Source organism: Priestia sp. USM5 (assembly GCF_058323215.1).
The window spans coordinates 1,410,109-1,428,562 of sequence record NZ_JBSGKN010000001.1; the positions used below are offsets into that span (position 1 = coordinate 1,410,109).

Genomic DNA, 18,454 nt, shown 5'->3' on the forward strand with positions numbered 1-18,454 from the left:
TACTTGTACCTACTAAATATGGGGAAAGGGAGAATATCGATGATTAAGAAAATGGAACATACGGCAATTATTGTTGGAAATATGGATGAAACGATTCACTACTACGGGGATATGTTTGGCTTTAAAGTTCGCCTTCAAGGCTCTACCGAAAAAAGAGAGATGGCTTTTTTGTATCTTGAAGAACAGCCGGGTATTGAAATTGAGCTCATTCGAGATATTGATCCGATTGGCGAGTATACCAATAGCGGGATTGTTAACCATCTTGCCTTTACGGTAGAGGATATAAATAAGGCGATTCAACATTATAAGAGCAAAGGAATTGAATTTTTATCATCTGAGCCTCAGCCAACGCTTGAAGGCGGACGAATGATTTTATTTCACGGACCTAATGATGAATTGCTGCAGTTAGTAGAACGAGTTAAATTCTAAAAAAGTCTACTTTAAGGGGTACATACAAGAAAAAATGTGTTTTAGATTCTCAAAAAAGACCTTTCTTTTAGTGTGATAGAAGGGTCTTTTTGCTGTGTAGTTACTATGATATCTTAGTTAGCTTTTTAATAATCCCCTTACGTTTCATAACAAATCCTTCTTTCTGCTAGAAAATGATGATCATAAAATTTTAATAAGAGCCGTATACAGCAGTCATCAAGATGAACTAAAAACATCCTCGAGTATGTTTCCATTTTTTATCGTAACACCTGCTATTTATAATGTATAATTCATTATAATCATATTTTTCATACATCTATGTAATGGATAGAATGGTTGATAAGGAGATGGTACAAAGTGGAATGGCAGCAGTTTAAATATTTTCAAACGCTAGCACGTACGCAGCATATGACGCGCGCCGCAGAAGAGCTGTTAATTACGCAGCCTGCGCTCAGTCGTTCAATCGCTCGTTTTGAAGAGGAAGTAGGAGCATCGCTATTTGACCGGCAAGGACGTTCCATTATATTAAATCAATATGGTAAGGTTTTTTTAAAGCGTGTAGATAACATAATGAAAGAATTTGATAAAGGACAAGAGGAAATTCAAGCGCTGCTAGATCCTGAAAAAGGGCAGGTGTCACTTGGATTTTTACATACGCTCAGCACGGATTTGATTCCAGATTTAATCGCTTCGTTTCGCAGTTTATATCCTAAGGTGAATTTTCAGCTGAGGCAAAGTCCTTCGCACGTGCTTCTTGAACAGCTGGAGCTCGGCGAACTGGATCTTTGTTTGATTGCGCCGATGGAAGAGAAATCGTTCATTAAAAGGCAGCATCTTTGGAGTGAAGAGCTGTTTGTAATCGTACCGAAAAATCACCGGTATGCTGATCGTGAATGTATTGCACTAGAAGAAATTGCTGAGGAATCATTTATTCACTTAAAAGAAGGCTTTTCTCTTCGTCTTACGTTTGAGCAGTTATTTGAAGAGTCAGGAAGAATGCCTCACATCATGTTTGAAGGAGAGGAAGCTGATACCGTAGCGGGACTAGTAGGAGCCGGCTTAGGAATTTCTATCCTTCCAGATTTACACGGAATCGATCAAAGCAAAATAGTGAAAATCCCATTAGCTAAGGCCAACTGCCACCGAGTCATTGGACTAGCATGGATTGAAGGAAGATATCTATCGCCGGCTGTTAAACAGTTTAGAAACTTTGTTTTACATAAATTTAATGATCAGAAATAAAGATGCTTCATGGCCTAGGCTTGTTTACAAACTTAGTCCTTTTTTCGTTGGAATAACCGTTTTAAAATCGATCTCTTTTTACCTACTACGCTGCTTTCTTTTGAAGCTTCTACTAATTCTGAAATGGCCTGCTGTTCACGCAGACTTTTACGCAAAGATTGAATAAGCTGCTTATCTTTTTCCTGAAGAATTTGTTTTGTATCAGGCTCTTGTTGGGGTGGAGGCTGTACCGGCTGTTCGGGAGGTGTCGGCTGCTGGTCATCCGCCTCGGGCTGGTCAGCTGCTTCTGCTGTGTTCTCTTTGTCTTCGTCTAGAGACACGGCAGCTTGATCCTTGCTTGTAGTCAAAGAGAATTCTTTTTGCAGTGCTTCATTGATTTCTTCTGCTTGACAGCCTTCATCATAAAGCTGCTTAATTTTCAGTAAAACGGTCGCAGCTGCAGCTTCATATTGTTTTGGTCGATGATCTTCTTTTTGTATAAAGAAATCTTCGAATTTATCTATGTATCTTCTGATAGTTGAAGTAGGAATACTCGTTTCTTCAGATAACTCTTTTACACTAAGCCATTTTGTCATTTTCTCACCACTTTTTAAATGATTACTTATTCGTCAGCATCAATTTGAAATTGTACTAGTATCTACTGTTTATCTTATCATGTAACGCTTCTACGTACTTTGCTGTGTTGATTTCTGTAACGTTTTTATAATCACAGTGTCATAAATAAGGGATAAGCTGCCACTCGCGCAAAGATTTGCTAGTTGAAGAATAGGAAATACAAGCATTTACCTGAAGAATGTTGCACAATGATGAGCGTACTTCTTATGTATTATCTTATAATGTTGCTGAAGAAAAATCGAGTGATTACTTCACGGTTTATTAATTATGGTAATGTTGTACTAAACAATAAAAGGAGGGACAGCATGAGTTTTACAGAGCGAGCAGTAGCCCTTATTAAACAAATTCCTCGCGGAAAAGTCATGACATACGGACAAATTGCCCGCCTAGCTGGGAGTCCTCGAGGTGCAAGGCAAGTGGTAAGAGTTTTGCATTCGATGAGCAAAAAACACAAACTGCCTTGGCACCGAGTGATCAATTCTAAAGGAGAAATTGGATTTAAAGACGAAGAAATGCATGTTGTTCAAAAGCTTTCACTCGAAGCGGAAGGAATACTCGTTTCTTCAGAGGGAAGACTTGATCTTAAACTCTATCTCTATGAACCTGACGTGCATAAATAACAATTGAGATAAATGATCGAGTATGAATTGCTTGTTACACGCCTGTTGATTTCCGTGCAAGACTTCGCTTTCCGCAGGCGGCCGCTGAGCCTCCTCGTCGCTTGCGCTCCTGCGGGGTCTCATCTATTCCGCTTTTCCTGCATGAGTCTTCGCCTTGCCTTTCAATCACCGGCTAGAAGCACCTGCATTTACCCTACTAATAAAAAAATCCGAATGAGTTTGATTCTCCATCAAAAATCAAACTCATTCGGAACTTTCTTCAACTAACATACTTTTGTTATTTATGTTTTTCAAAAGCGAGCTTTAATCCAAATCCGATTAACACGACGCCCGTTGCTTTATCCATAAAGCGCTGCACGCTAGGTGTTGTAAGCCATTTTCTTAAATAGTTAATAAAAAAGACGAATACGAAAAACCACGTGATCGCAAGGATCGTATACGTTATTCCCATAAGAAGCAATTGAAGCGTTACGTTTTGATCAGTTTGAACAAATTGAGGTAAAAAAGTTAAGAAAAACACCGCTACTTTTGGATTAAGAACATTTGAGACAAGGCCTTGACGAAAAACGGATGTTTCTTTTGACTGCTCCTCTTTTTCAGAAGAAGATGCATTGCTTTTTTTAGAAAGGAAGGCAGAGATGCCTAAGTACATTAAGTAAAGGGCTCCTGCGTATTTTACGATTTCAAATGTCAGAGCTGACTGAAGGAGAAGAGCCGATAAGCCAAACGTGGCGGCGAGCGTATGAACTAAAGAGCCGCTCGCTAAGCCTAATGCCATTTTATAGCCGCCAGTTTGTCCGTCTGCCATCGTTCGTTTCGTGATAAGGGCGGTATCGATACCAGGGCTCATAATAACAAACAATGTAAGAACCAAAAAGGTCAAGATGTCATTCATTTTTTTCTTCCTCCTCGCTGTGATAAAATTAAAATATACTTTATTTATTAAATATAATTTAACACACTTAACTCAGTTTATTAAGTTTAATTTAATAAAATTAAATATAATTAAACATCTTTTACGGAGGAATCATCATGGAAAACATAGATATTGGAAAAAAAGTAGAGAAATTTCGAAAAGAAAAGGGACTAAGCAGTCGTGAATTAGCAAAATTAGCGGATATCACGCCGTCTATGCTAAGTCAAATTGAACGAGGGTTAGCTAATCCGTCTATTTCAAAGCTTAAGATTTTAGCTAAATGCCTCGACGTGCCTACTTTTAGCTTTTTGCTTGAAGACATAAATACCTCTCATTTAGTCGTACGGTCAAACGAGCGTAAAACGATGAAGGTAAAAGAGTTAACGTATTCGCTAGTATCACCAGATTTTACTGGAAATCTAGCTACGGCGATTATGGAAGTCCCTCCCATGATGTCTTCATCTGAAACTCCTTTAGCACATAAAGGGGAGGAAGTGGCATACGTTTTAGAAGGAAAAATTAAAGTGTATTTGGACGAGGAAGTATACGTGCTAGAAAAAGAAGATAGCGTCAAAATCCCTTCGCATCTTAAGCACAAATGGGACAATCCGTTTGATGAGAAAGCCGTTATTTTATTTTCCGTTACGCCGCCGGTATTTTAAATTTATTAATAGGTGGTATGCTAGTTATTCTTCATTATCGGGTACTTTATTATATAAATGTGATAAAACTATCATGTTTGTGAGAGTAAACAATTGATAAAATAGAATTGTTGGTAATCTCTACCTAAGAGACTACATACTAAATACTTTTTGGAAAGGTGTTGAAAGGTAATGAAGAGATGGAAAGAGATGTTTTACACTTCAAAGCTTAAAAAAATGATGCCTGCACTGGCTCTATCATGCGCGGCGGTTGTAGGCTTTTCAAGCAGCGGAGTACAGGCTGAAACGGTGAAGTTTCAAAAACAAGAAACTAAAAGTGATCGAGAGTTTGCTAAGCTTGAAGAAAAATATGATGCGAATCTTGGCATTTATGCATTAGATACCGGTACAAATAAAACGGTAACGTATCACCCGGACGAGCGTTTTGCTTATACGTCTACTCATAAAGCGCTTGCTGTCGGTGCACTTTTACAGCAGAAATCAATTGAAGATCTCAACGAGCGAATCTTTTATACGCGCGATGACCTTGTGAACTATAACCCTATTACAGAAAAACACGTGGATACAGGCATGACTCTTAAAGAACTCGCGGATGCATCGCTTCGCTACAGCGACAATACGGCAGGGAATTTAATTCTGCAGCAGCTGGGCGGACCGGACGGATTTAAAGAAGCTTTAGAAAACATAGGAGACGATGTAACGCTGCCTGAGCGGTTTGAGCCGGATTTAAATGAAGTGAATCCAGGAGAAACCCACGATACAAGTACAGCAAGAGCACTTGCTTCAAGTCTTCAAACGTATGTACTTGGACAGGCACTTCCTGAAGACAAACGTGCACTTTTAACGGATTGGATGAAACGAAATACGACAGGGGATGCCTTGATACGAGCGGGCGTGCCAAAAAGCTGGGAAGTAGCCGATAAGACAGGCGCAGGCTCCTACGCGACGCGGAATGATATTGCCATTCTTTGGCCGCCAAGTGGAGATCCAATTGTTCTTGCGATCCTTTCCGATCGTACGGAAAAAGATGCGGAGTATCATGATAAACTGATTGCAGAAGCGGCTAAACAAGCGGTCAAGGCTCTTAAAGCTACTTATAAATAAAAAAATTGGATAATAGTAGTTTAAATGTAAAAAAAAGATTGAAAAGATTGATAGAACATTCTATTATTAATGAGACAAAATATAGGAAGGAAGTATCTGTTATGAAAAAGATTTTTCCAATTGTTCTATCTTTCGGTTTATTAACAAGCGTATCTTTTGGCACGGTTTCAAACGTAGATGCGGCAGCTAAATCTTACAAAAACTGTACCGAATTAAACAAAGACTACAAAGGCGGCGTAGCTCGTGCGGCTAATGTAAAGAATAAAGGCGGCAAAACAAAGTACAAACCGTACGTATCAAAAGCACTGTATGATGCCAATACAAAGCTAGATCGAGATAAAGACTACATTGCCTGTGAAAAATAAATACTGAGTGACTCATCCAAGCGCTTATTGTAAGCGCTTGGATTTTTTGTTATCAACTTTTGTTTGTTACGAACTGAGGTCAACAATTAGTCAAATCGTACAAATTAATATCAGAAAATTCACATAAATAATAATGAACTTTCGGTAAAATTCGTATACACTATGTACATGTTAAGTTAACTTACATTAGATGTTAGTTTAGGGCGTGTAAGCACCATAAAAAAGGAGTTGAGTGTATAGTGTCTACAAATGCAACAAGTACCGTCATAGAAGAGGTACATTCTCATCAAGATAGGGGTCTTGATCCGTCGCTAAAGCCAAAAGCGGAAAGTGATCGAAAGCTAACTCCGCTGTCCTATATGTTTATGTGGATTGGAGACGGCGTTAATTTAGGAAATATGACGCTTGGTGCGAGCTTAGTAATTGCGGGTACAGCGGTATTAAATCTTTTTCAAACGTTTGTGGCAGCCATTATTGCCATTGGCATTATTTCTACTTTTTTTGTGTTAAACGATCGAATTGGCTATAAGACGGGTATACCGTATGTGATGCAGCTTCGAATGTCTTTTGGCATAAAAGGCTCCGTTATATCGTCTCTTTTACGAGGTATTCCAGCTATCATTTGGTATGGTTTCCAAAGCTGGACAGGCGGTACAGCTTTAAACGAAATTGGTAAAATTGTGAGCAAAGGGTCTTTTGACAATCTTGTTCTTTGTTTTATTATCATTCAACTGCTGCAAATTGTTCTTTCGCTGTACAGCTTCCACGCGGTTAAATGGGTAGAGATGCTTGCGTCAATCATTATATTGCTTGGTCTTGTGTATGTATTTGGTGTTCTTTTAACGTCTCATAGTGAAGTAGTAGGGGAGAAGTGGGTACATACAAAAGGTTCGTGGGGACTTCCGTTCTTTTCTTTCATTATGATGTTTATGGGTAATTATGCGGCGATTTTTCTAAGCGCAGCCGATTACTCCAGAGAGCTAAAGCCAGGCATTAGCGACAAGAAGCGCGGATTTTTATACTTTACACCGATTCTAGTAGCCTACGGATTCGTTCTGACAATCGGAGCAATGCTTGCTTCTGCTACGGGTATTTCCAATCCAGTTAAAGCGTTCGCGGTTGTAGTCGATAATTCGTATATCACTGTTGCTGTATCAGCATTTATTGTGATTGGCGTGATTGCCGTAAACATGGTGGCAAACATTATTCCGCCTACGTATGTCATTACGCTGCTGACAAAAGCAAACTATAAAGTAGCGGTTACGATTACCGGGCTGCTTGCCTTTTGCTCGTTCCCTTGGGTGCTTGTTCAAGATTCATCAGCTGCAGGTCTTGGTTTGTTCATTTTGATTTACTCTGCTTTTTTAGGGCCGATTGTTTCTATTTTACTAGTCGATTACTATATTTTACGGAAGCAAAAAGTGAATGTAGAGGAATTGTATCAAGAAAAAGGGCCGTTTTCCGGCTACAATCCGTGCGCCATGCTTGCGATGCTCATCGGTGCAGGCGCTGCGTTTATTGAAGTTGATTTAGGCTGGATTATAGGAGTAGTAGTCGCAGGAGTTGCGTATATTCTTTTAACGAAATTCGCTTTTAAACAGTCAAAGTTCAAAAAAGGAACCATCTTTGAACAATAATATTCAATAGATAAAAGTCTTTGCTTACGGCAAAGGCTTTTTATGTGTCTTTTATCGCGTCAGAGCAAATCTCTTTGTCTAGTTTCCTAAAAAGTGGGTAAAGTAAAGAAGAGTAAAAAGTAACCTCTATTAGGAGTTGCTTTGAACAGGAGCGCATCTAATGTATCGCATCAATCACAGCTTAAAGGAGAGGGCAGAGTATGTATGAATTTAGAGTGTATACTCTTCGAGATGGAAGCGAAAAGGTAATTAAAACGCTGAAACATGAATCGTTTGCGGATGAAATTCAACGAGCGGGAATTAAGCAAACAGAAATTGCGCAAACACAGCTAGTAGATAAACCGAGATAACGTATTTGCATTTATTTTTACACGTTTTAAAAAAGCCGGGTTCCTGTGTCTTCACGCAGGTACCCGGCTTTTCTGATTTCTTACAGTTCTTCACCGTTTGTTTCAATCACATGTTTATACCAGTTAAAAGAATCTTTTTTGTAGCGTTTCATCGATCCGTTTCCTTCGTTGTCACGGTCGACATAAATCATCCCGTATCGTTTTTTCATTTCGCCTGTTGTAAAGGAAACAATATCAATAATTCCCCACGGCGTGTAGCCCATTAAATCAACACCATCGTACGTTACAGCTTTTTCTAACGCTTCGATGTGCGATTTTAAATATTCAATTCGCGATGCGTCATGAATGGAACCGTCTGCTTCAACCGTATCGATGGCGCCAAATCCGTTTTCTACAATGAATAGCGGAATTTGATAGCGGTCGTAGAAACGATTTAACGTATAGCGCAAGCCCGTTGGATCGATCGACCAGCCCCAATCGCTTGATTTGATATAAGGGTTTGCTACGCCGTTTGGCAAGCCGCCGTTTACGATATCACCCGTGTTATCAGCTTCAACGTCGCTTTTAACCGTTGTGGACATGTAATAGCTGAAGCCTAAATAATCGACTTTTCCGTTTCGTAAAATTTCTTCGTCGCCTTCTTCAAACGGAATATGATAGCCTTCTCGTTCAAATTCTTTTAACGCGTAGCTCGGGTAATAGCCGCGAACTTGAACGTCAGGGAAGAAGTAGCGCTGTCTCATTGTTTCTTCTGCTAACATCACGTCTTCAGGGTTTGAAGAATACGGATAAATTGGCACATGTGACACCATTGCTCCGATTTGGAAATCTGGATTAATTTCTTTTCCTTTTGATACGGCAAGAGCGCTTGCTAAAAGTTCATGATGTCCCGCTTGATACATCACTTCTTTTGCATTTTCACCAGGCTTTACAGAAACGCCTGAGTTCGTCCATAGAAATAGAGGATTGTTTACGTCCATTTTATTGTTGATTTCATTAAACGTCATCCAGTACGTGACTTTGTCTTTGTAGCGGTCGAAACAAACTTCAGCGAATTTCACAAAGCAATCTACCACTTTTCGGCTTCTAAATCCGCCGTATTCTCGAGCTAAATGCAGAGGCATTTCAAAGTGAGACAGCGTAATAACCGGTTCAATCCCGTGCTTTAACAGTTCATCAAATACATCGTCGTAAAATTTTAGTCCTTCTTTGTTTGGCTCAGCTTCATCGCCTTTAGGGAAAATACGGCTCCAGCCGATAGACGTTCGCAAACATTTTAAGCCCATTTCTGCAAACAGTGCGATATCTTCTTTGTAGCGGTGATAAAAATCAATCGCTTCGTGATTTGGATAAAATTTATCATCTTCCACTGTTTCAGTGATTTGTCGCGGTACACCGTGCGCACCTGCAGTCATAACGTCTACTACGCTCGGTCCTTTTCCACCTTGGTTCCATCCACCTTCAAATTGATGAGCTGCTAATGCGCCGCCCCATAAAAAATCTTTTGGCATTTTTGTCATTGTTAGTTCCTCCTTATTTCACTACGGTAAATAATGTTTGATTTAGTCCGCTATTCTTAATATCTTCAACGATTACTTCTCGATAATCGCTTGAATGTGTGATAATAACCGGTGTGATTGTTAACACCCTTGTTGAGTATACGCTTTCAGTATAATTGTACCGATACAATTTATCAATACCCAAATAAAATAATAATCAATAAATAATTTAAGTTTATGGGTTGGAGTTAGATTATGGTATAATCGTTTTATTGTTGAGACAAATATCAGTAAAGAGGTATAGCTATGATCAAATACCAACAAATTGCAATTGAAATTGAAACCTATATTGAAGAACACAAGCTTCAGCAAGGAGACAAGCTGCCGGTATTAGAAACGCTGATGGCACAGTTTAAGGCGAGCAAAAGCACCGTAACAAAAGCCTTAGATCTGCTGGAGAAAAAAGGCGTTGTTTTTCAAGTAAGAGGAAGCGGCATTTTTGTCCGTCGTCATAAACGAAAAGGATATATTGGCTTGCTTTCCAATCAAGGATTTACAAGTGAACTTGAAGATTTTCAGTTAACGTCGGAAGTAATTGAGCTAGATGTACGGAAACCGACACAAGAAGCGGCGTTAAATTTAAACATAGAAGAAAATAGCGACGTCTATTATGTAAAAAGAGTACGGTATATTAACGGCCAGACGCTTTGTCTGGAAGAATCGTTTTATAATAAATCCATCGTTACGTACTTAAATAACGAAATTGTTTCTCAGTCTATTTTTCATTACATTAAAGAAGGCCTTGGCTTAAAAATCGGGTTTTCTGATCTATATCTTCACGTCGGCAAGCTGAACGAAGAAGAAGCAAAGTACTTAGGATTAAAAGAAGGCGATCCTAAATTATTTATTGAAACACTTTTTCACTTAGCGAATGGCCAGCCGTTTGACTTTTCAAAAGTGACGTATAACTACGAACAGTCGCAGTTCTTTTTACAAGCAACGAGTCATGTTTTATAAAAAAGTGCCCGTCTCTCAATTAGTAAGGAACGAGAGAGAGGCGCTTTTTTACGTTTTTTCGATAAAAAGTTTTATACATATAGGGTATAAGCAAACGGTTATGGTCAGGAATGAACTCGTTATCATCTTTCACCTGCAGCCACAAAATATGCTGAAACAACGCAAGCATGGCTACAAAATTCGGACAAGTAAGAGGTCATTTATAGACCAAAAATGGATAATTCATAAGACTCTTAGGAACTAAGCGCATCTTTGTGCTATAATAAAGCTATACAATTACCTATTAGTCATCATTGATGACTAATTTTTTTTGGAGGATAATATGGAAGATTTATTACAATTAAAGAACAAGAACATTGTGATTATGGGAGTTGCCAACGACAGAAGTATTGCTTGGGGTGTTGCAAAAGCCCTTCATCAAGTAGGAGCAAACTTAATTTTTACATACCGTAAAGAACGTTCACTAGGAAAATTGAACAAGCTTTTAGAAAAAAATGAAATTCAAGCATCATTAATTGCTGAATGTGACGTAAACAGCGACGAAAGTATTGAAGCAGCTTTCAAAAAAATCGGAGAAGAAGCAGGCACAGTTCACGGAGTGATTCACTCTGTTGCGTTTGCTCACTCAGAAGATTTAAACGGTGAGTTCATCAATACATCAAGAAGCGGATATGCATTTGCTCAAGATACAAGCGCTTATTCATTTATCGCCGTAGCGAAAGCAGCGAAACCTCTTATGACAGAAGGCGGTTCTCTTGTAGCGATGAGCTATCTTGGTGCAGAGCGCGCAGTTGAAGGCTATAACGTAATGGGCGTAGCAAAAGCAGCGCTTGAGTCTTCAGTAAAATACCTAGCATTAGACTTAGGGAAAGACAATATCCGCGTAAATGCGATTTCAGCAGGCCCAATTCGTACACTTGCAGCGAAAGGCATTTCTGACTTTAACCAAATTCTTCACCATGTTGAAGAAAAAGCACCTCTTAAGCGTAACGTAACGCAAGCAGAAGTTGGCGACATGACGGTTGTATTACTGAGCCACCTTTCACGCGGCGTAACGGGAGAAATCGTACACGTGGACGCTGGTTATAATATTGTAGGTTAATTGCAAAACACCTTCTCAAATGAGAAGGTGTTTTTTTGTGGGAAATTCAGAAATCTATCGTTTCCTCTATTAAAAATTATGAGTCAAAGAACAAGCATCCAAGCATTTTTCCTGCGAATGAATAAAATAGATAGACACACAAAGAAAGGATGATTACGATTGAAAAAGATGATAAATATCATGTAGAAAGATCTTATTCTTCTAAGAAACATCACCATAGTTCTTGTCCACAAGACAAGCAAGGAAATACAAGAGACTCAGCGTTTCGTGCTCTTAACCTTACAAATCAGCCAGTATCAGCAAACACGTCTGTAAAAGTTTCCTATCAGTTTAAACAGTTTGATTTAGCAAATGAATACAATCCCGTTACGTCTGTTTTTCGCCCCAAAAAAGATGGCGTATATTCCCTTGTTGCTACAATTGGATTTCTTCCTAATGATACGACTGTCGATTATCGAGCGCGCGTAGAAATTCGTGTCAACGGCACGGCGGTTATCGCAATTGATAACGATTTCTTTGCTGGAAACACTATATTTGTTAACGTAGTATCGGTCTCTACTATTTACAATTTAGAAAAAGGAGATCGAGTTGAAGTCTTCGCGGAAAGTAATGTTGACGGCACAATTGTCACAACAGAAAATGTGTCGCATTTCGAAGCAGCAAGATTTCCATCTCCTTCCGAATAAAGAGCTATATGCATCTTTTGGTGTAAAGAAGTCGAAAAAAACAAGTTTAATACAAGCTGACAAAGGAAGCAGACTTCTCATAAGAAATCTGCTTCTTTTGCTTATATTCATTTAAACGTTTCTTTTAGATTTTTCTCAGCTTTTTTCATAGGAAGGTAAAGGAATACGTGTAAAGAAAGACCAATCACGGCAGTAATATTAGCAATAAGGCTAATAATAAAAAATATCCATTCTATACTTCCAGATAAGTTTATGCTTCCGCTTATAAGAGAAGAGCTTACTCCTATAAGTAAGATAGCCATTAATAAAGGTAAGTTTTTAACCAACTGAAATCCTCCTGGATGTTTTATATTGATATTACCATATAAAAACAAAAGTGTTATGTAATTCATAATTAATCAAACGCCTATATTTTAAAATAGATAAGCTCTAAATTCTAAAAAGAACATATGATGTGGCAAAGGAAAAGGAGTTGACGAAATATGCATCAAGGACAGCAACATTATATTCCATGGGAACAATGGCATCATCAGCATCCTCAAGGCACGTGGAATCAATGGCATCAGCAACATCCTCATGTCCCTTGGGAGCAGTGGCACAAACAGTATCCGCACGGCACATGGAATCAATGGCATCAACAACATCCATACACACCTTGGAATCAGTGGCATCAGCAGTATCCGCACGGTTCGTGGAATCAGTGGCATCAGCAAAATCCATATGTGCCATGGAATCAGTGGCACCAGCAGCATCCACACAGTTCATGGAATCAATGGCATAATATTTATCATCAAAGCTAATCAGCTTTTTAACACAAAAGGTCCAGTTCCTAAGGAGAACTGGACCTTTTGTGCGCAGATGATGAATGGGGCAATAAGCTTATTTTTTAGTCATTTATATGAGCACAGGTGATGCATGAAAACGGAAAAGTATGTTTGATCTATAGGGGAGGGGGTACACACAATAAAGCAGGTTAAAGAAAACATTCATAATTCCTAAACTGTATAAAGTGGATCGGCTCGTATGAGAGGATCCATGTAAATCAGCAAAATTAATTATAATTTTCTCGCTTGACAATATACCCGCAGGGGTATAATATAGAGCGTGTAAACAACATCAATTCAATAGCAAGGCGGTGATTGTTATGCTTTATATAGCAGTATTGTTGCTTGCTATTTTATTTATTGCATACAGACGTTATTATCCTGTTAAAGGAATACAGTGCATACGGGAATCTGAAGCAAAAGAACTTGGGCGAACGGTTGTAGATATTCGTCATTATCATGAAGTTCATGATTCTAAGGGGTTAGTTATGCCGTATGCGTATCTCAAACGCTTTTATTCAGAAATTCCACAGGGCAGCGTTCATCTGATTGCCGGAGATAGAGTGGAGTTAAATTTAGGCGTACGGTTCTTACGAAAAAAAGGTTTTGAAGTACGCAGCTATGAGTTAGCAGCGTGTAAAAGTAAAGGAAAGAAAGGGGTATTCGATTATGGAGTATAACCAACAAGTGAAAAATCGGCTGCGCCGAATTGAAGGGCAGTTAAAAGGCGTGCTTAGCATGATGGAACAAGGAAAAGACTGCCGAGACGTCGTGACTCAATTATCTGCTGCAAGAAGTGCCATTGATCGCACAATGGGAGTTATTGTGAGCAGAAATCTTGAACAGTGCGTCAGAGAAAGCCTTCAGCAAGGAGAGCCAACGGAAGGGTTAGTGAAAGAAGCTGTACAGCTGTTAGTGAAAAGTCGTTAATCGTTGTCACCTTATTTAAGGTTGACGAATATCATTATTTAGTATAATATACCCTTACAGGTATATGTATATAAAAGGAGAGATAAACACTATGAAAATTGATCAAGTTTTAGATGCAAAAGGATTAGCGTGTCCAATGCCAATCGTAAAAACAAAAAAAGCAATGGATACTTTAACAACAGGCCAAGTATTAGAAGTGCAAACGACAGATAAAGGTGCTAAAAGTGATCTAACAGCTTGGGCAAAATCAACAGGACACGAGCTTATTGATTTTAAAGAAGAAGGAAGCACATTTATCTTTTACATTCAAAAGAGCTAATTTTTTTAAATTCAAATATACCCCATAGGGTAATAGGAGGAGCAACATGACTGAGCAAAAGAAACGAACAACAATTGTATTATTTAGCGGTGATTATGACAAAGCGATGGCAGCTTATATTATTGCTAACGGAGCGGCTGCTTATGACCATGAAGTGACGATATTCCATACGTTTTGGGGATTGAATGCGCTTCGTAAAGAAGAAATGGTGCCGGTGAAAAAAGGATTTTTAGAAAAGATGTTTGGCAAAATGATGCCGCGCGGTGCGGATAAAATGGGCTTATCTAAAATGAACTTTGCAGGTATGGGACCTAAAATGATTAAAAATGTCATGAAAAAGCATAATGCTTTAACGCTGCCGCAGCTTATCGAAATGGCGCAGGAACAAGACGTTAAGCTAGTAGCTTGTACAATGACGATGGATCTTCTAGGGTTACAGGAAAAAGAGCTGCTAGATAATATTGAATATGCAGGCGTAGCGGCGTATTTAGCCGATGCAGAAGACGGAAACGTAAACTTATTCATCTAAAAGATAGCTCATGAAGCGAGGGTTAATATGATTATCAATGCGCTTATTATCGTTTTTCTGCTGTGGTTTCTGTATCAGCGTTTTGCAACAGTAAAAGGTATTCAGCAAATAGCCACAACGGAGTTAAAAGCAAAGTTAAAAAATAAAGATAACCAGTTTATCGATGTGCGAACACCACATGAATTTCGTACCAAACATATTAAAGGGTTTCGAAACATTCCTTTATCAGAATTGCCCGCGCAAACAGGTCAGCTTTCAAAAGACAGAGAAGTAGTCGTTATTTGTCAAAGCGGAATGAGAAGTATGAAAGCAAGTAAGCTGTTGAAAAAGCAAGGTTTTATATCCATCACCAACGTTAAAGGCGGCATGAATACGTGGAGATAAATCAAGAAGGAGGAGACGCAGAGTGAAGACAATAGCAGCACAAGAAGTAGAACACTTAGTAAAAAAACAAGAACAAATTCACATTTTAGACGTGCGTGAAGTAGAGGAAGTAAAAATAGGTAAAATACCAAATGCGTTAAATATTCCGCTTCCTTTATTGGAATTCCGTATGCATGAGTTAGATAAAGCAAAGAATTATATTGTTGTCTGTCGTTCTGGTGGCAGAAGCGGAATGGCAGCTCGTTTTCTTGAGCAGAAAGGCTATAGTGTAACGAATATGACCGGCGGCATGATGGAGTGGAAAGGGGAAACGGTCTAATTTTTTTAGATAAAAATATACCCCTGTTAGTATTTAAACCAAGGAGGAAAAAGAAATGATGCAAGCAAACTTCGTATTAGATGCAAAAGGGTTAGCATGTCCAATGCCAATTGTGAGAACAAAGAAGAAAATGAATGAATTAGAAGCAGGTCAAGTGCTGGAAATTCAAGCAACAGATAAAGGCTCTACGGCTGACTTACAAGCGTGGGCAAAAAGCACAGGTCACGAGTATTTAGGTACAGAGACAGAAGGTGACGTTCTTCACCACTTTCTTCGTAAAGGCGGAGCTGAAGAAAACGTAACGCCAATTCCTGAAATTTCATTAGAAGAATTTGCGAAAAAAGTAGAGAATGATGAACATCTTCACATTTTAGACGTGCGTGAAGTAGAAGAATATGATGAGGCTCATATTCCAGGGGTGGTTCATATTCCGCTTGGCGAAGTAGAAAAACGTTCGAAGGAATTAAATAAAGAGAATGAAATTTATATTATTTGCCACTCTGGAAGACGAAGTGAAATGGCAGGTCAAACGATGAAAAAGCAAGGATTTAGAAACGTAATTAACGTGGTTCCTGGTATGCGTGACTGGACGGGTAAAGTAGAATAATTAGTGAATTATAGTGAATTAAAAAATTTGATAGTTTATATACCTAAGGAGGTATTTTAATATGACAGTGCATGTTCTTACTGCAAAAGAAGTTACATCTAAAATTATCAATAAAGAACCGCTATTTATCTTGGACGTTCGTAACGAAAATGATTTTAGCGATTGGAAAATTGAAGGTCATCAATTTCAGCATTTAAATGTTCCATACTTCGATCTTTTAGACGGAGTAGAAGAAATCTTAGAAAAAATCCCTTCGGATAAAGAAGTGTTAGTTGTCTGCGCCAAAGAAGGTTCATCAGTGATGGTAGCTGACATGCTTTCAGAAGCGGGTCTTACCGTATCGTACCTAAAAGGCGGTATGAAAGCGTGGAGTGAATATTTAGAGCCTGTTAAAGTCGGCGATTTAAAAGATGGCGGAGAAATTTATCAGTTTGTTCGTATTGGTAAAGGATGCTTATCTTATATGATCGTATCAAACGGTGAAGCGGCTATTATTGATGCGACGCGTATGGCAAATGTGTATATCAACTTCGCCAAAGAGCTTGGTGTCACAGTTAAGCATGTGTTTGATACGCACCTTCATGCAGATCACATTTCAGGAGGAAGAGTCATTGCGGAAGCAACAAATGCAGCGTACTGGCTGCCTCCAAAAGATGCAGAAGAAGTGATGTTCGACTACAAGGCGTTAGAAGAAGGCAGTGATGTCGTAATTGGCAACACAACGATTACGATTCAGCCTCTTTATTCACCGGGTCATACGATTGGATCCACTTCTTTTATCGTAGACAATCAATACTTGCTTTCAGGAGATATTTTGTTCATCGACTCAATTGGGCGTCCTGATTTAGCTGGTATGGCTGAAGACTGGGTAGGCGATCTGCGCGAGACGCTTTATACACGCTATAAAGCATTGTCAGACGAGTTAATCGTATTGCCAGCTCATTTTATGATGATTGATGAGCTAAATGACAACGGCAGCGTAGCTGAAAAGTTAGGTACGTTGTTTGCGAAAAATCATGGATTAAACATTAAAGATGAAGCAGAGTTCAGACACTTAGTAACAGATAATTTACCGCCGCAGCCAAATGCGTATCAAGAAATTCGTGAAACAAATATGGGGAAAGCAAGTCCAGATGAAGAAAAACAGCGTGAAATGGAGATTGGACCAAACCGCTGTGCAATTCGCTAAAACCTAAACAAAGGAGAGAGAGAAATGGAATCAAACAAAGTACTAGATGCAAAAGGGCTGGCATGTCCAATGCCAATTGTTAAAACAAAAAAAGCAATGAATGAACTAGAATCTGGTCAAGTGCTAGAGATTCACGCAACGGATAAAGGGGCGAAAAATGACCTTGCAGCCTGGGCAAAATCTGGCGGTCATGAGCTTCTTCAGACAGAAGAAGGCGACGTTCTTAAATTTTGGATTAAAAAAGGATAAGAAATAATGGACGAAAAGGGTATCTCTTGTAAAAGGTACCCTTTCCTTATATGAAACGGAGCGACTATAGATGGATTTTACCTTTATCATCACGCTTTTTCTTATTGGATTTATGGGGTCGTTTATTTCCGGTATGGTCGGTATTGGTGGGTCTGTTATTAATTATCCGATGCTGTTATATATTCCTCCATTAGTAGGAGTAGGAGCATTAACGGCTCATCAAGTCTCAGGTGCAGGAGCCATTCAAGTATTCTTTGCGACATTAGGTGGCGTATGGGCGTATCGAAAAAGCGGATTTTTAAATAAATCATTAATTTTATATATGGGCAGTAATATTCTAATTGGGAGCATGCTTGGAAGCTACCTCTCACATTATATGAGTGAACAAGGATTAAATGTTGTATATGGAGTTTTAGCTCTTATTGCTGTTGTTATGATGTTTATTCCAAAGAAAAATGTAGATGAGATAAAAGAAGGCGAACTTCAATTCAATAAAGGATTAGCTTCTATTTTATCACTGCTTATCGGAGCCGTAGCAGGCGTGTTAGGAGCAGGAGGAGCCTTTATTTTGGTTCCTGTGATGCTTGTGGTGCTTAAAATTCCAACTCGAATAACCATCGCAACTTCACTGGCCGTTACCTTCATTTCTTCCATTGGTTCAACGGTTGGAAAGCTGGTGACGCATCAAGTCCCATTTATACCGGCACTTATTTTAGTTGCTGCAAGTTTAATTGCCTCTCCAATCGGTGCAAAAGTTGGTCAGAAAATGAATACAAAAGTGCTTCAGTGGATCCTTGCCGGTTTGATTTTAGCAACGGCAATTAAGATTTGGTGGGGGCTACTATAAAAAGCTATGGATT

Annotated in this window: 27 protein-coding genes; 22 read left to right on the top strand and 5 right to left on the bottom strand. The window is 38.9% G+C overall.

Annotated features, from left to right (window positions below; all coding sequences use genetic code 11):
• The first annotated feature begins 39 nt into the window (after positions 1-39).
• Together ACWATA_RS07595 and ACWATA_RS07600 are read left to right on the top strand one after the other, a co-directional pair.
• Positions 40-429 carry a VOC family protein gene (locus ACWATA_RS07595; RefSeq protein ID WP_165636438.1) on the top strand — a complete coding sequence of 130 codons (390 nt, stop codon included), beginning with the start codon at positions 40-42 and terminating at the stop codon, positions 427-429.
• A 357-nt stretch (positions 430-786) separates the two neighbouring features.
• On the top strand, positions 787-1,671 hold the full coding sequence (locus tag ACWATA_RS07600) for a LysR family transcriptional regulator (RefSeq protein WP_473049730.1): 885 nt from the start codon (positions 787-789) through the stop codon (positions 1,669-1,671).
• Positions 1,672-1,703: 32 nt separating this feature from the next.
• Here the strand turns inward: ACWATA_RS07600 and ACWATA_RS07605 are convergent, their stop codons facing one another.
• Complete coding sequence (locus ACWATA_RS07605) at positions 1,704-2,246, bottom strand: MerR family transcriptional regulator (RefSeq protein WP_325077631.1); 543 nt, start codon at positions 2,244-2,246, stop codon at positions 1,704-1,706.
• 345 nt (positions 2,247-2,591) lie between these two features.
• Here ACWATA_RS07605 and ACWATA_RS07610 point away from each other — a divergent pair, with 345 nt between their 5' ends.
• Positions 2,592-2,906, top strand: coding sequence for an MGMT family protein (locus tag ACWATA_RS07610; protein WP_033580267.1), 315 nt, complete (start codon positions 2,592-2,594; stop codon positions 2,904-2,906).
• Between the two features lie 34 nt (positions 2,907-2,940).
• Here the strand turns inward: ACWATA_RS07610 and ACWATA_RS07615 are convergent, their stop codons facing one another.
• Both ACWATA_RS07615 and ACWATA_RS07620 read right to left on the bottom strand, forming a co-directional pair.
• Entirely contained in the window at positions 2,941-3,075 is a 135-nt protein-coding gene (locus ACWATA_RS07615; RefSeq protein WP_268990040.1) for a hypothetical protein, read from the bottom strand.
• A 108-nt stretch (positions 3,076-3,183) separates the two neighbouring features.
• A complete protein-coding gene (locus ACWATA_RS07620) occupies positions 3,184-3,801 on the bottom strand; it encodes a LysE family translocator (protein ID WP_473049731.1) in 618 nt (205 codons plus the stop codon).
• A gap of 137 nt (positions 3,802-3,938) precedes the next feature.
• On the opposite strand from ACWATA_RS07620, the gene ACWATA_RS07625 reads away from it, so the two are divergent.
• The 5 genes from ACWATA_RS07625 to ACWATA_RS07645 all read left to right on the top strand — a co-directional run bounded on the left by ACWATA_RS07625 (position 3,939) and on the right by ACWATA_RS07645 (position 7,940).
• Positions 3,939-4,484 (top strand): cupin domain-containing protein, encoded by a 546-nt coding sequence (locus tag ACWATA_RS07625; protein ID WP_473049732.1) that lies wholly within the window; start codon positions 3,939-3,941, stop codon positions 4,482-4,484.
• A gap of 171 nt (positions 4,485-4,655) precedes the next feature.
• Positions 4,656-5,588: a class A beta-lactamase gene (gene bla / locus ACWATA_RS07630; protein WP_473049733.1), complete on the top strand. Its 933-nt coding sequence runs from the start codon at positions 4,656-4,658 to the stop codon at positions 5,586-5,588.
• 101 nt (positions 5,589-5,689) lie between these two features.
• Entirely contained in the window at positions 5,690-5,953 is a 264-nt protein-coding gene (locus ACWATA_RS07635; protein ID WP_033580271.1) for an excalibur calcium-binding domain-containing protein, read from the top strand.
• Positions 5,954-6,192: 239 nt separating this feature from the next.
• Positions 6,193-7,590: an NCS1 family transporter gene (locus ACWATA_RS07640; RefSeq protein WP_034263876.1), complete on the top strand. Its 1,398-nt coding sequence runs from the start codon at positions 6,193-6,195 to the stop codon at positions 7,588-7,590.
• Between the two features lie 200 nt (positions 7,591-7,790).
• A complete protein-coding gene (locus ACWATA_RS07645) occupies positions 7,791-7,940 on the top strand; it encodes a hypothetical protein (RefSeq protein WP_013058052.1) in 150 nt (49 codons plus the stop codon).
• A gap of 80 nt (positions 7,941-8,020) precedes the next feature.
• On the opposite strand, the gene bglA is transcribed toward ACWATA_RS07645, so the two are convergent.
• Positions 8,021-9,460, bottom strand: coding sequence for a 6-phospho-beta-glucosidase BglA (gene bglA / locus ACWATA_RS07650; protein WP_289578093.1), 1,440 nt, complete (start codon positions 9,458-9,460; stop codon positions 8,021-8,023).
• A gap of 285 nt (positions 9,461-9,745) precedes the next feature.
• On the opposite strand from bglA, the gene ACWATA_RS07655 reads away from it, so the two are divergent.
• From ACWATA_RS07655 to ACWATA_RS07665, 3 genes are all read left to right on the top strand, one after another.
• Positions 9,746-10,456, top strand: a complete 711-nt coding sequence (locus tag ACWATA_RS07655) for a GntR family transcriptional regulator (protein ID WP_033580274.1) — start codon at positions 9,746-9,748, stop codon at positions 10,454-10,456.
• A 322-nt stretch (positions 10,457-10,778) separates the two neighbouring features.
• Entirely contained in the window at positions 10,779-11,558 is a 780-nt protein-coding gene (gene fabI, locus ACWATA_RS07660) for an enoyl-ACP reductase FabI (protein WP_013084067.1), read from the top strand.
• Between the two features lie 149 nt (positions 11,559-11,707).
• The gene (locus ACWATA_RS07665; RefSeq protein ID WP_473049734.1) at positions 11,708-12,244 is read left to right on the top strand and encodes a complement C1q domain-containing protein; all 537 of its coding nucleotides are present in this window, start codon (positions 11,708-11,710) and stop codon (positions 12,242-12,244) included.
• Positions 12,245-12,351: 107 nt separating this feature from the next.
• On the opposite strand, the gene ACWATA_RS07670 is transcribed toward ACWATA_RS07665, so the two are convergent.
• Entirely contained in the window at positions 12,352-12,570 is a 219-nt protein-coding gene (locus ACWATA_RS07670) for a hypothetical protein (protein ID WP_028414570.1), read from the bottom strand.
• A 156-nt stretch (positions 12,571-12,726) separates the two neighbouring features.
• Here ACWATA_RS07670 and ACWATA_RS07675 point away from each other — a divergent pair, with 156 nt between their 5' ends.
• The 11 genes from ACWATA_RS07675 to ACWATA_RS07725 all read left to right on the top strand — a co-directional run bounded on the left by ACWATA_RS07675 (position 12,727) and on the right by ACWATA_RS07725 (position 18,441).
• Positions 12,727-13,044 carry a hypothetical protein gene (locus tag ACWATA_RS07675; protein WP_045290693.1) on the top strand — a complete coding sequence of 106 codons (318 nt, stop codon included), beginning with the start codon at positions 12,727-12,729 and terminating at the stop codon, positions 13,042-13,044.
• Between the two features lie 344 nt (positions 13,045-13,388).
• Positions 13,389-13,748 (top strand): sulfurtransferase, encoded by a 360-nt coding sequence (locus ACWATA_RS07680; RefSeq protein ID WP_224980320.1) that lies wholly within the window; start codon positions 13,389-13,391, stop codon positions 13,746-13,748.
• Complete coding sequence (locus ACWATA_RS07685) at positions 13,738-13,998, top strand: metal-sensitive transcriptional regulator (RefSeq protein ID WP_028414567.1); 261 nt, start codon at positions 13,738-13,740, stop codon at positions 13,996-13,998. Before ACWATA_RS07680 ends, ACWATA_RS07685 begins: the two co-directional genes overlap by 11 nt.
• Before the next feature lie 91 nt (positions 13,999-14,089).
• Complete coding sequence (locus ACWATA_RS07690) at positions 14,090-14,317, top strand: sulfurtransferase TusA family protein (protein WP_028414566.1); 228 nt, start codon at positions 14,090-14,092, stop codon at positions 14,315-14,317.
• A 46-nt stretch (positions 14,318-14,363) separates the two neighbouring features.
• On the top strand, positions 14,364-14,846 hold the full coding sequence (locus ACWATA_RS07695; protein WP_013058040.1) for a DsrE/DsrF/DrsH-like family protein: 483 nt from the start codon (positions 14,364-14,366) through the stop codon (positions 14,844-14,846).
• A 27-nt stretch (positions 14,847-14,873) separates the two neighbouring features.
• The gene (locus tag ACWATA_RS07700) at positions 14,874-15,230 is read left to right on the top strand and encodes a rhodanese-like domain-containing protein (RefSeq protein ID WP_033580280.1); all 357 of its coding nucleotides are present in this window, start codon (positions 14,874-14,876) and stop codon (positions 15,228-15,230) included.
• A gap of 22 nt (positions 15,231-15,252) precedes the next feature.
• Positions 15,253-15,549 (top strand): rhodanese-like domain-containing protein, encoded by a 297-nt coding sequence (locus ACWATA_RS07705; RefSeq protein ID WP_098627577.1) that lies wholly within the window; start codon positions 15,253-15,255, stop codon positions 15,547-15,549.
• Positions 15,550-15,604: 55 nt separating this feature from the next.
• Positions 15,605-16,156, top strand: coding sequence for a sulfurtransferase TusA family protein (locus ACWATA_RS07710; protein WP_275036047.1), 552 nt, complete (start codon positions 15,605-15,607; stop codon positions 16,154-16,156).
• Between the two features lie 61 nt (positions 16,157-16,217).
• The gene (locus tag ACWATA_RS07715; RefSeq protein WP_221815777.1) at positions 16,218-17,345 is read left to right on the top strand and encodes an MBL fold metallo-hydrolase; all 1,128 of its coding nucleotides are present in this window, start codon (positions 16,218-16,220) and stop codon (positions 17,343-17,345) included.
• Between the two features lie 24 nt (positions 17,346-17,369).
• The gene (locus tag ACWATA_RS07720; protein WP_473049735.1) at positions 17,370-17,594 is read left to right on the top strand and encodes a sulfurtransferase TusA family protein; all 225 of its coding nucleotides are present in this window, start codon (positions 17,370-17,372) and stop codon (positions 17,592-17,594) included.
• A gap of 70 nt (positions 17,595-17,664) precedes the next feature.
• Positions 17,665-18,441 carry a sulfite exporter TauE/SafE family protein gene (locus ACWATA_RS07725; protein ID WP_221815775.1) on the top strand — a complete coding sequence of 259 codons (777 nt, stop codon included), beginning with the start codon at positions 17,665-17,667 and terminating at the stop codon, positions 18,439-18,441.
• The last annotated feature ends 13 nt before the right edge of the window (positions 18,442-18,454 follow it).

Coding starts and splice junctions, on each gene's coding strand:
- ACWATA_RS07710 (WP_275036047.1), top strand. CDS start 15,605: ATGATGCAAGCAAACTTCGTATTAGATGCAAAAGGGTTAGCATGTCCA.
- ACWATA_RS07655 (WP_033580274.1), top strand. CDS start 9,746: ATGATCAAATACCAACAAATTGCAATTGAAATTGAAACCTATATTGAA.
- ACWATA_RS07595 (WP_165636438.1), top strand. CDS start 40: ATGATTAAGAAAATGGAACATACGGCAATTATTGTTGGAAATATGGAT.
- ACWATA_RS07635 (WP_033580271.1), top strand. CDS start 5,690: ATGAAAAAGATTTTTCCAATTGTTCTATCTTTCGGTTTATTAACAAGC.
- ACWATA_RS07680 (WP_224980320.1), top strand. CDS start 13,389: ATGCTTTATATAGCAGTATTGTTGCTTGCTATTTTATTTATTGCATAC.
- ACWATA_RS07625 (WP_473049732.1), top strand. CDS start 3,939: ATGGAAAACATAGATATTGGAAAAAAAGTAGAGAAATTTCGAAAAGAA.
- ACWATA_RS07605 (WP_325077631.1), bottom strand. CDS start 2,246: ATGACAAAATGGCTTAGTGTAAAAGAGTTATCTGAAGAAACGAGTATT.
- ACWATA_RS07620 (WP_473049731.1), bottom strand. CDS start 3,801: ATGAATGACATCTTGACCTTTTTGGTTCTTACATTGTTTGTTATTATG.
- ACWATA_RS07685 (WP_028414567.1), top strand. CDS start 13,738: ATGGAGTATAACCAACAAGTGAAAAATCGGCTGCGCCGAATTGAAGGG.
- ACWATA_RS07665 (WP_473049734.1), top strand. CDS start 11,708: ATGATTACGATTGAAAAAGATGATAAATATCATGTAGAAAGATCTTAT.
- ACWATA_RS07695 (WP_013058040.1), top strand. CDS start 14,364: ATGACTGAGCAAAAGAAACGAACAACAATTGTATTATTTAGCGGTGAT.
- bglA (WP_289578093.1), bottom strand. CDS start 9,460: ATGACAAAAATGCCAAAAGATTTTTTATGGGGCGGCGCATTAGCAGCT.
- ACWATA_RS07610 (WP_033580267.1), top strand. CDS start 2,592: ATGAGTTTTACAGAGCGAGCAGTAGCCCTTATTAAACAAATTCCTCGC.
- bla (WP_473049733.1), top strand. CDS start 4,656: ATGAAGAGATGGAAAGAGATGTTTTACACTTCAAAGCTTAAAAAAATG.
- ACWATA_RS07715 (WP_221815777.1), top strand. CDS start 16,218: ATGACAGTGCATGTTCTTACTGCAAAAGAAGTTACATCTAAAATTATC.
- ACWATA_RS07700 (WP_033580280.1), top strand. CDS start 14,874: ATGATTATCAATGCGCTTATTATCGTTTTTCTGCTGTGGTTTCTGTAT.
- ACWATA_RS07720 (WP_473049735.1), top strand. CDS start 17,370: ATGGAATCAAACAAAGTACTAGATGCAAAAGGGCTGGCATGTCCAATG.
- fabI (WP_013084067.1), top strand. CDS start 10,779: ATGGAAGATTTATTACAATTAAAGAACAAGAACATTGTGATTATGGGA.
- ACWATA_RS07645 (WP_013058052.1), top strand. CDS start 7,791: ATGTATGAATTTAGAGTGTATACTCTTCGAGATGGAAGCGAAAAGGTA.
- ACWATA_RS07690 (WP_028414566.1), top strand. CDS start 14,090: ATGAAAATTGATCAAGTTTTAGATGCAAAAGGATTAGCGTGTCCAATG.
- ACWATA_RS07675 (WP_045290693.1), top strand. CDS start 12,727: ATGCATCAAGGACAGCAACATTATATTCCATGGGAACAATGGCATCAT.
- ACWATA_RS07725 (WP_221815775.1), top strand. CDS start 17,665: ATGGATTTTACCTTTATCATCACGCTTTTTCTTATTGGATTTATGGGG.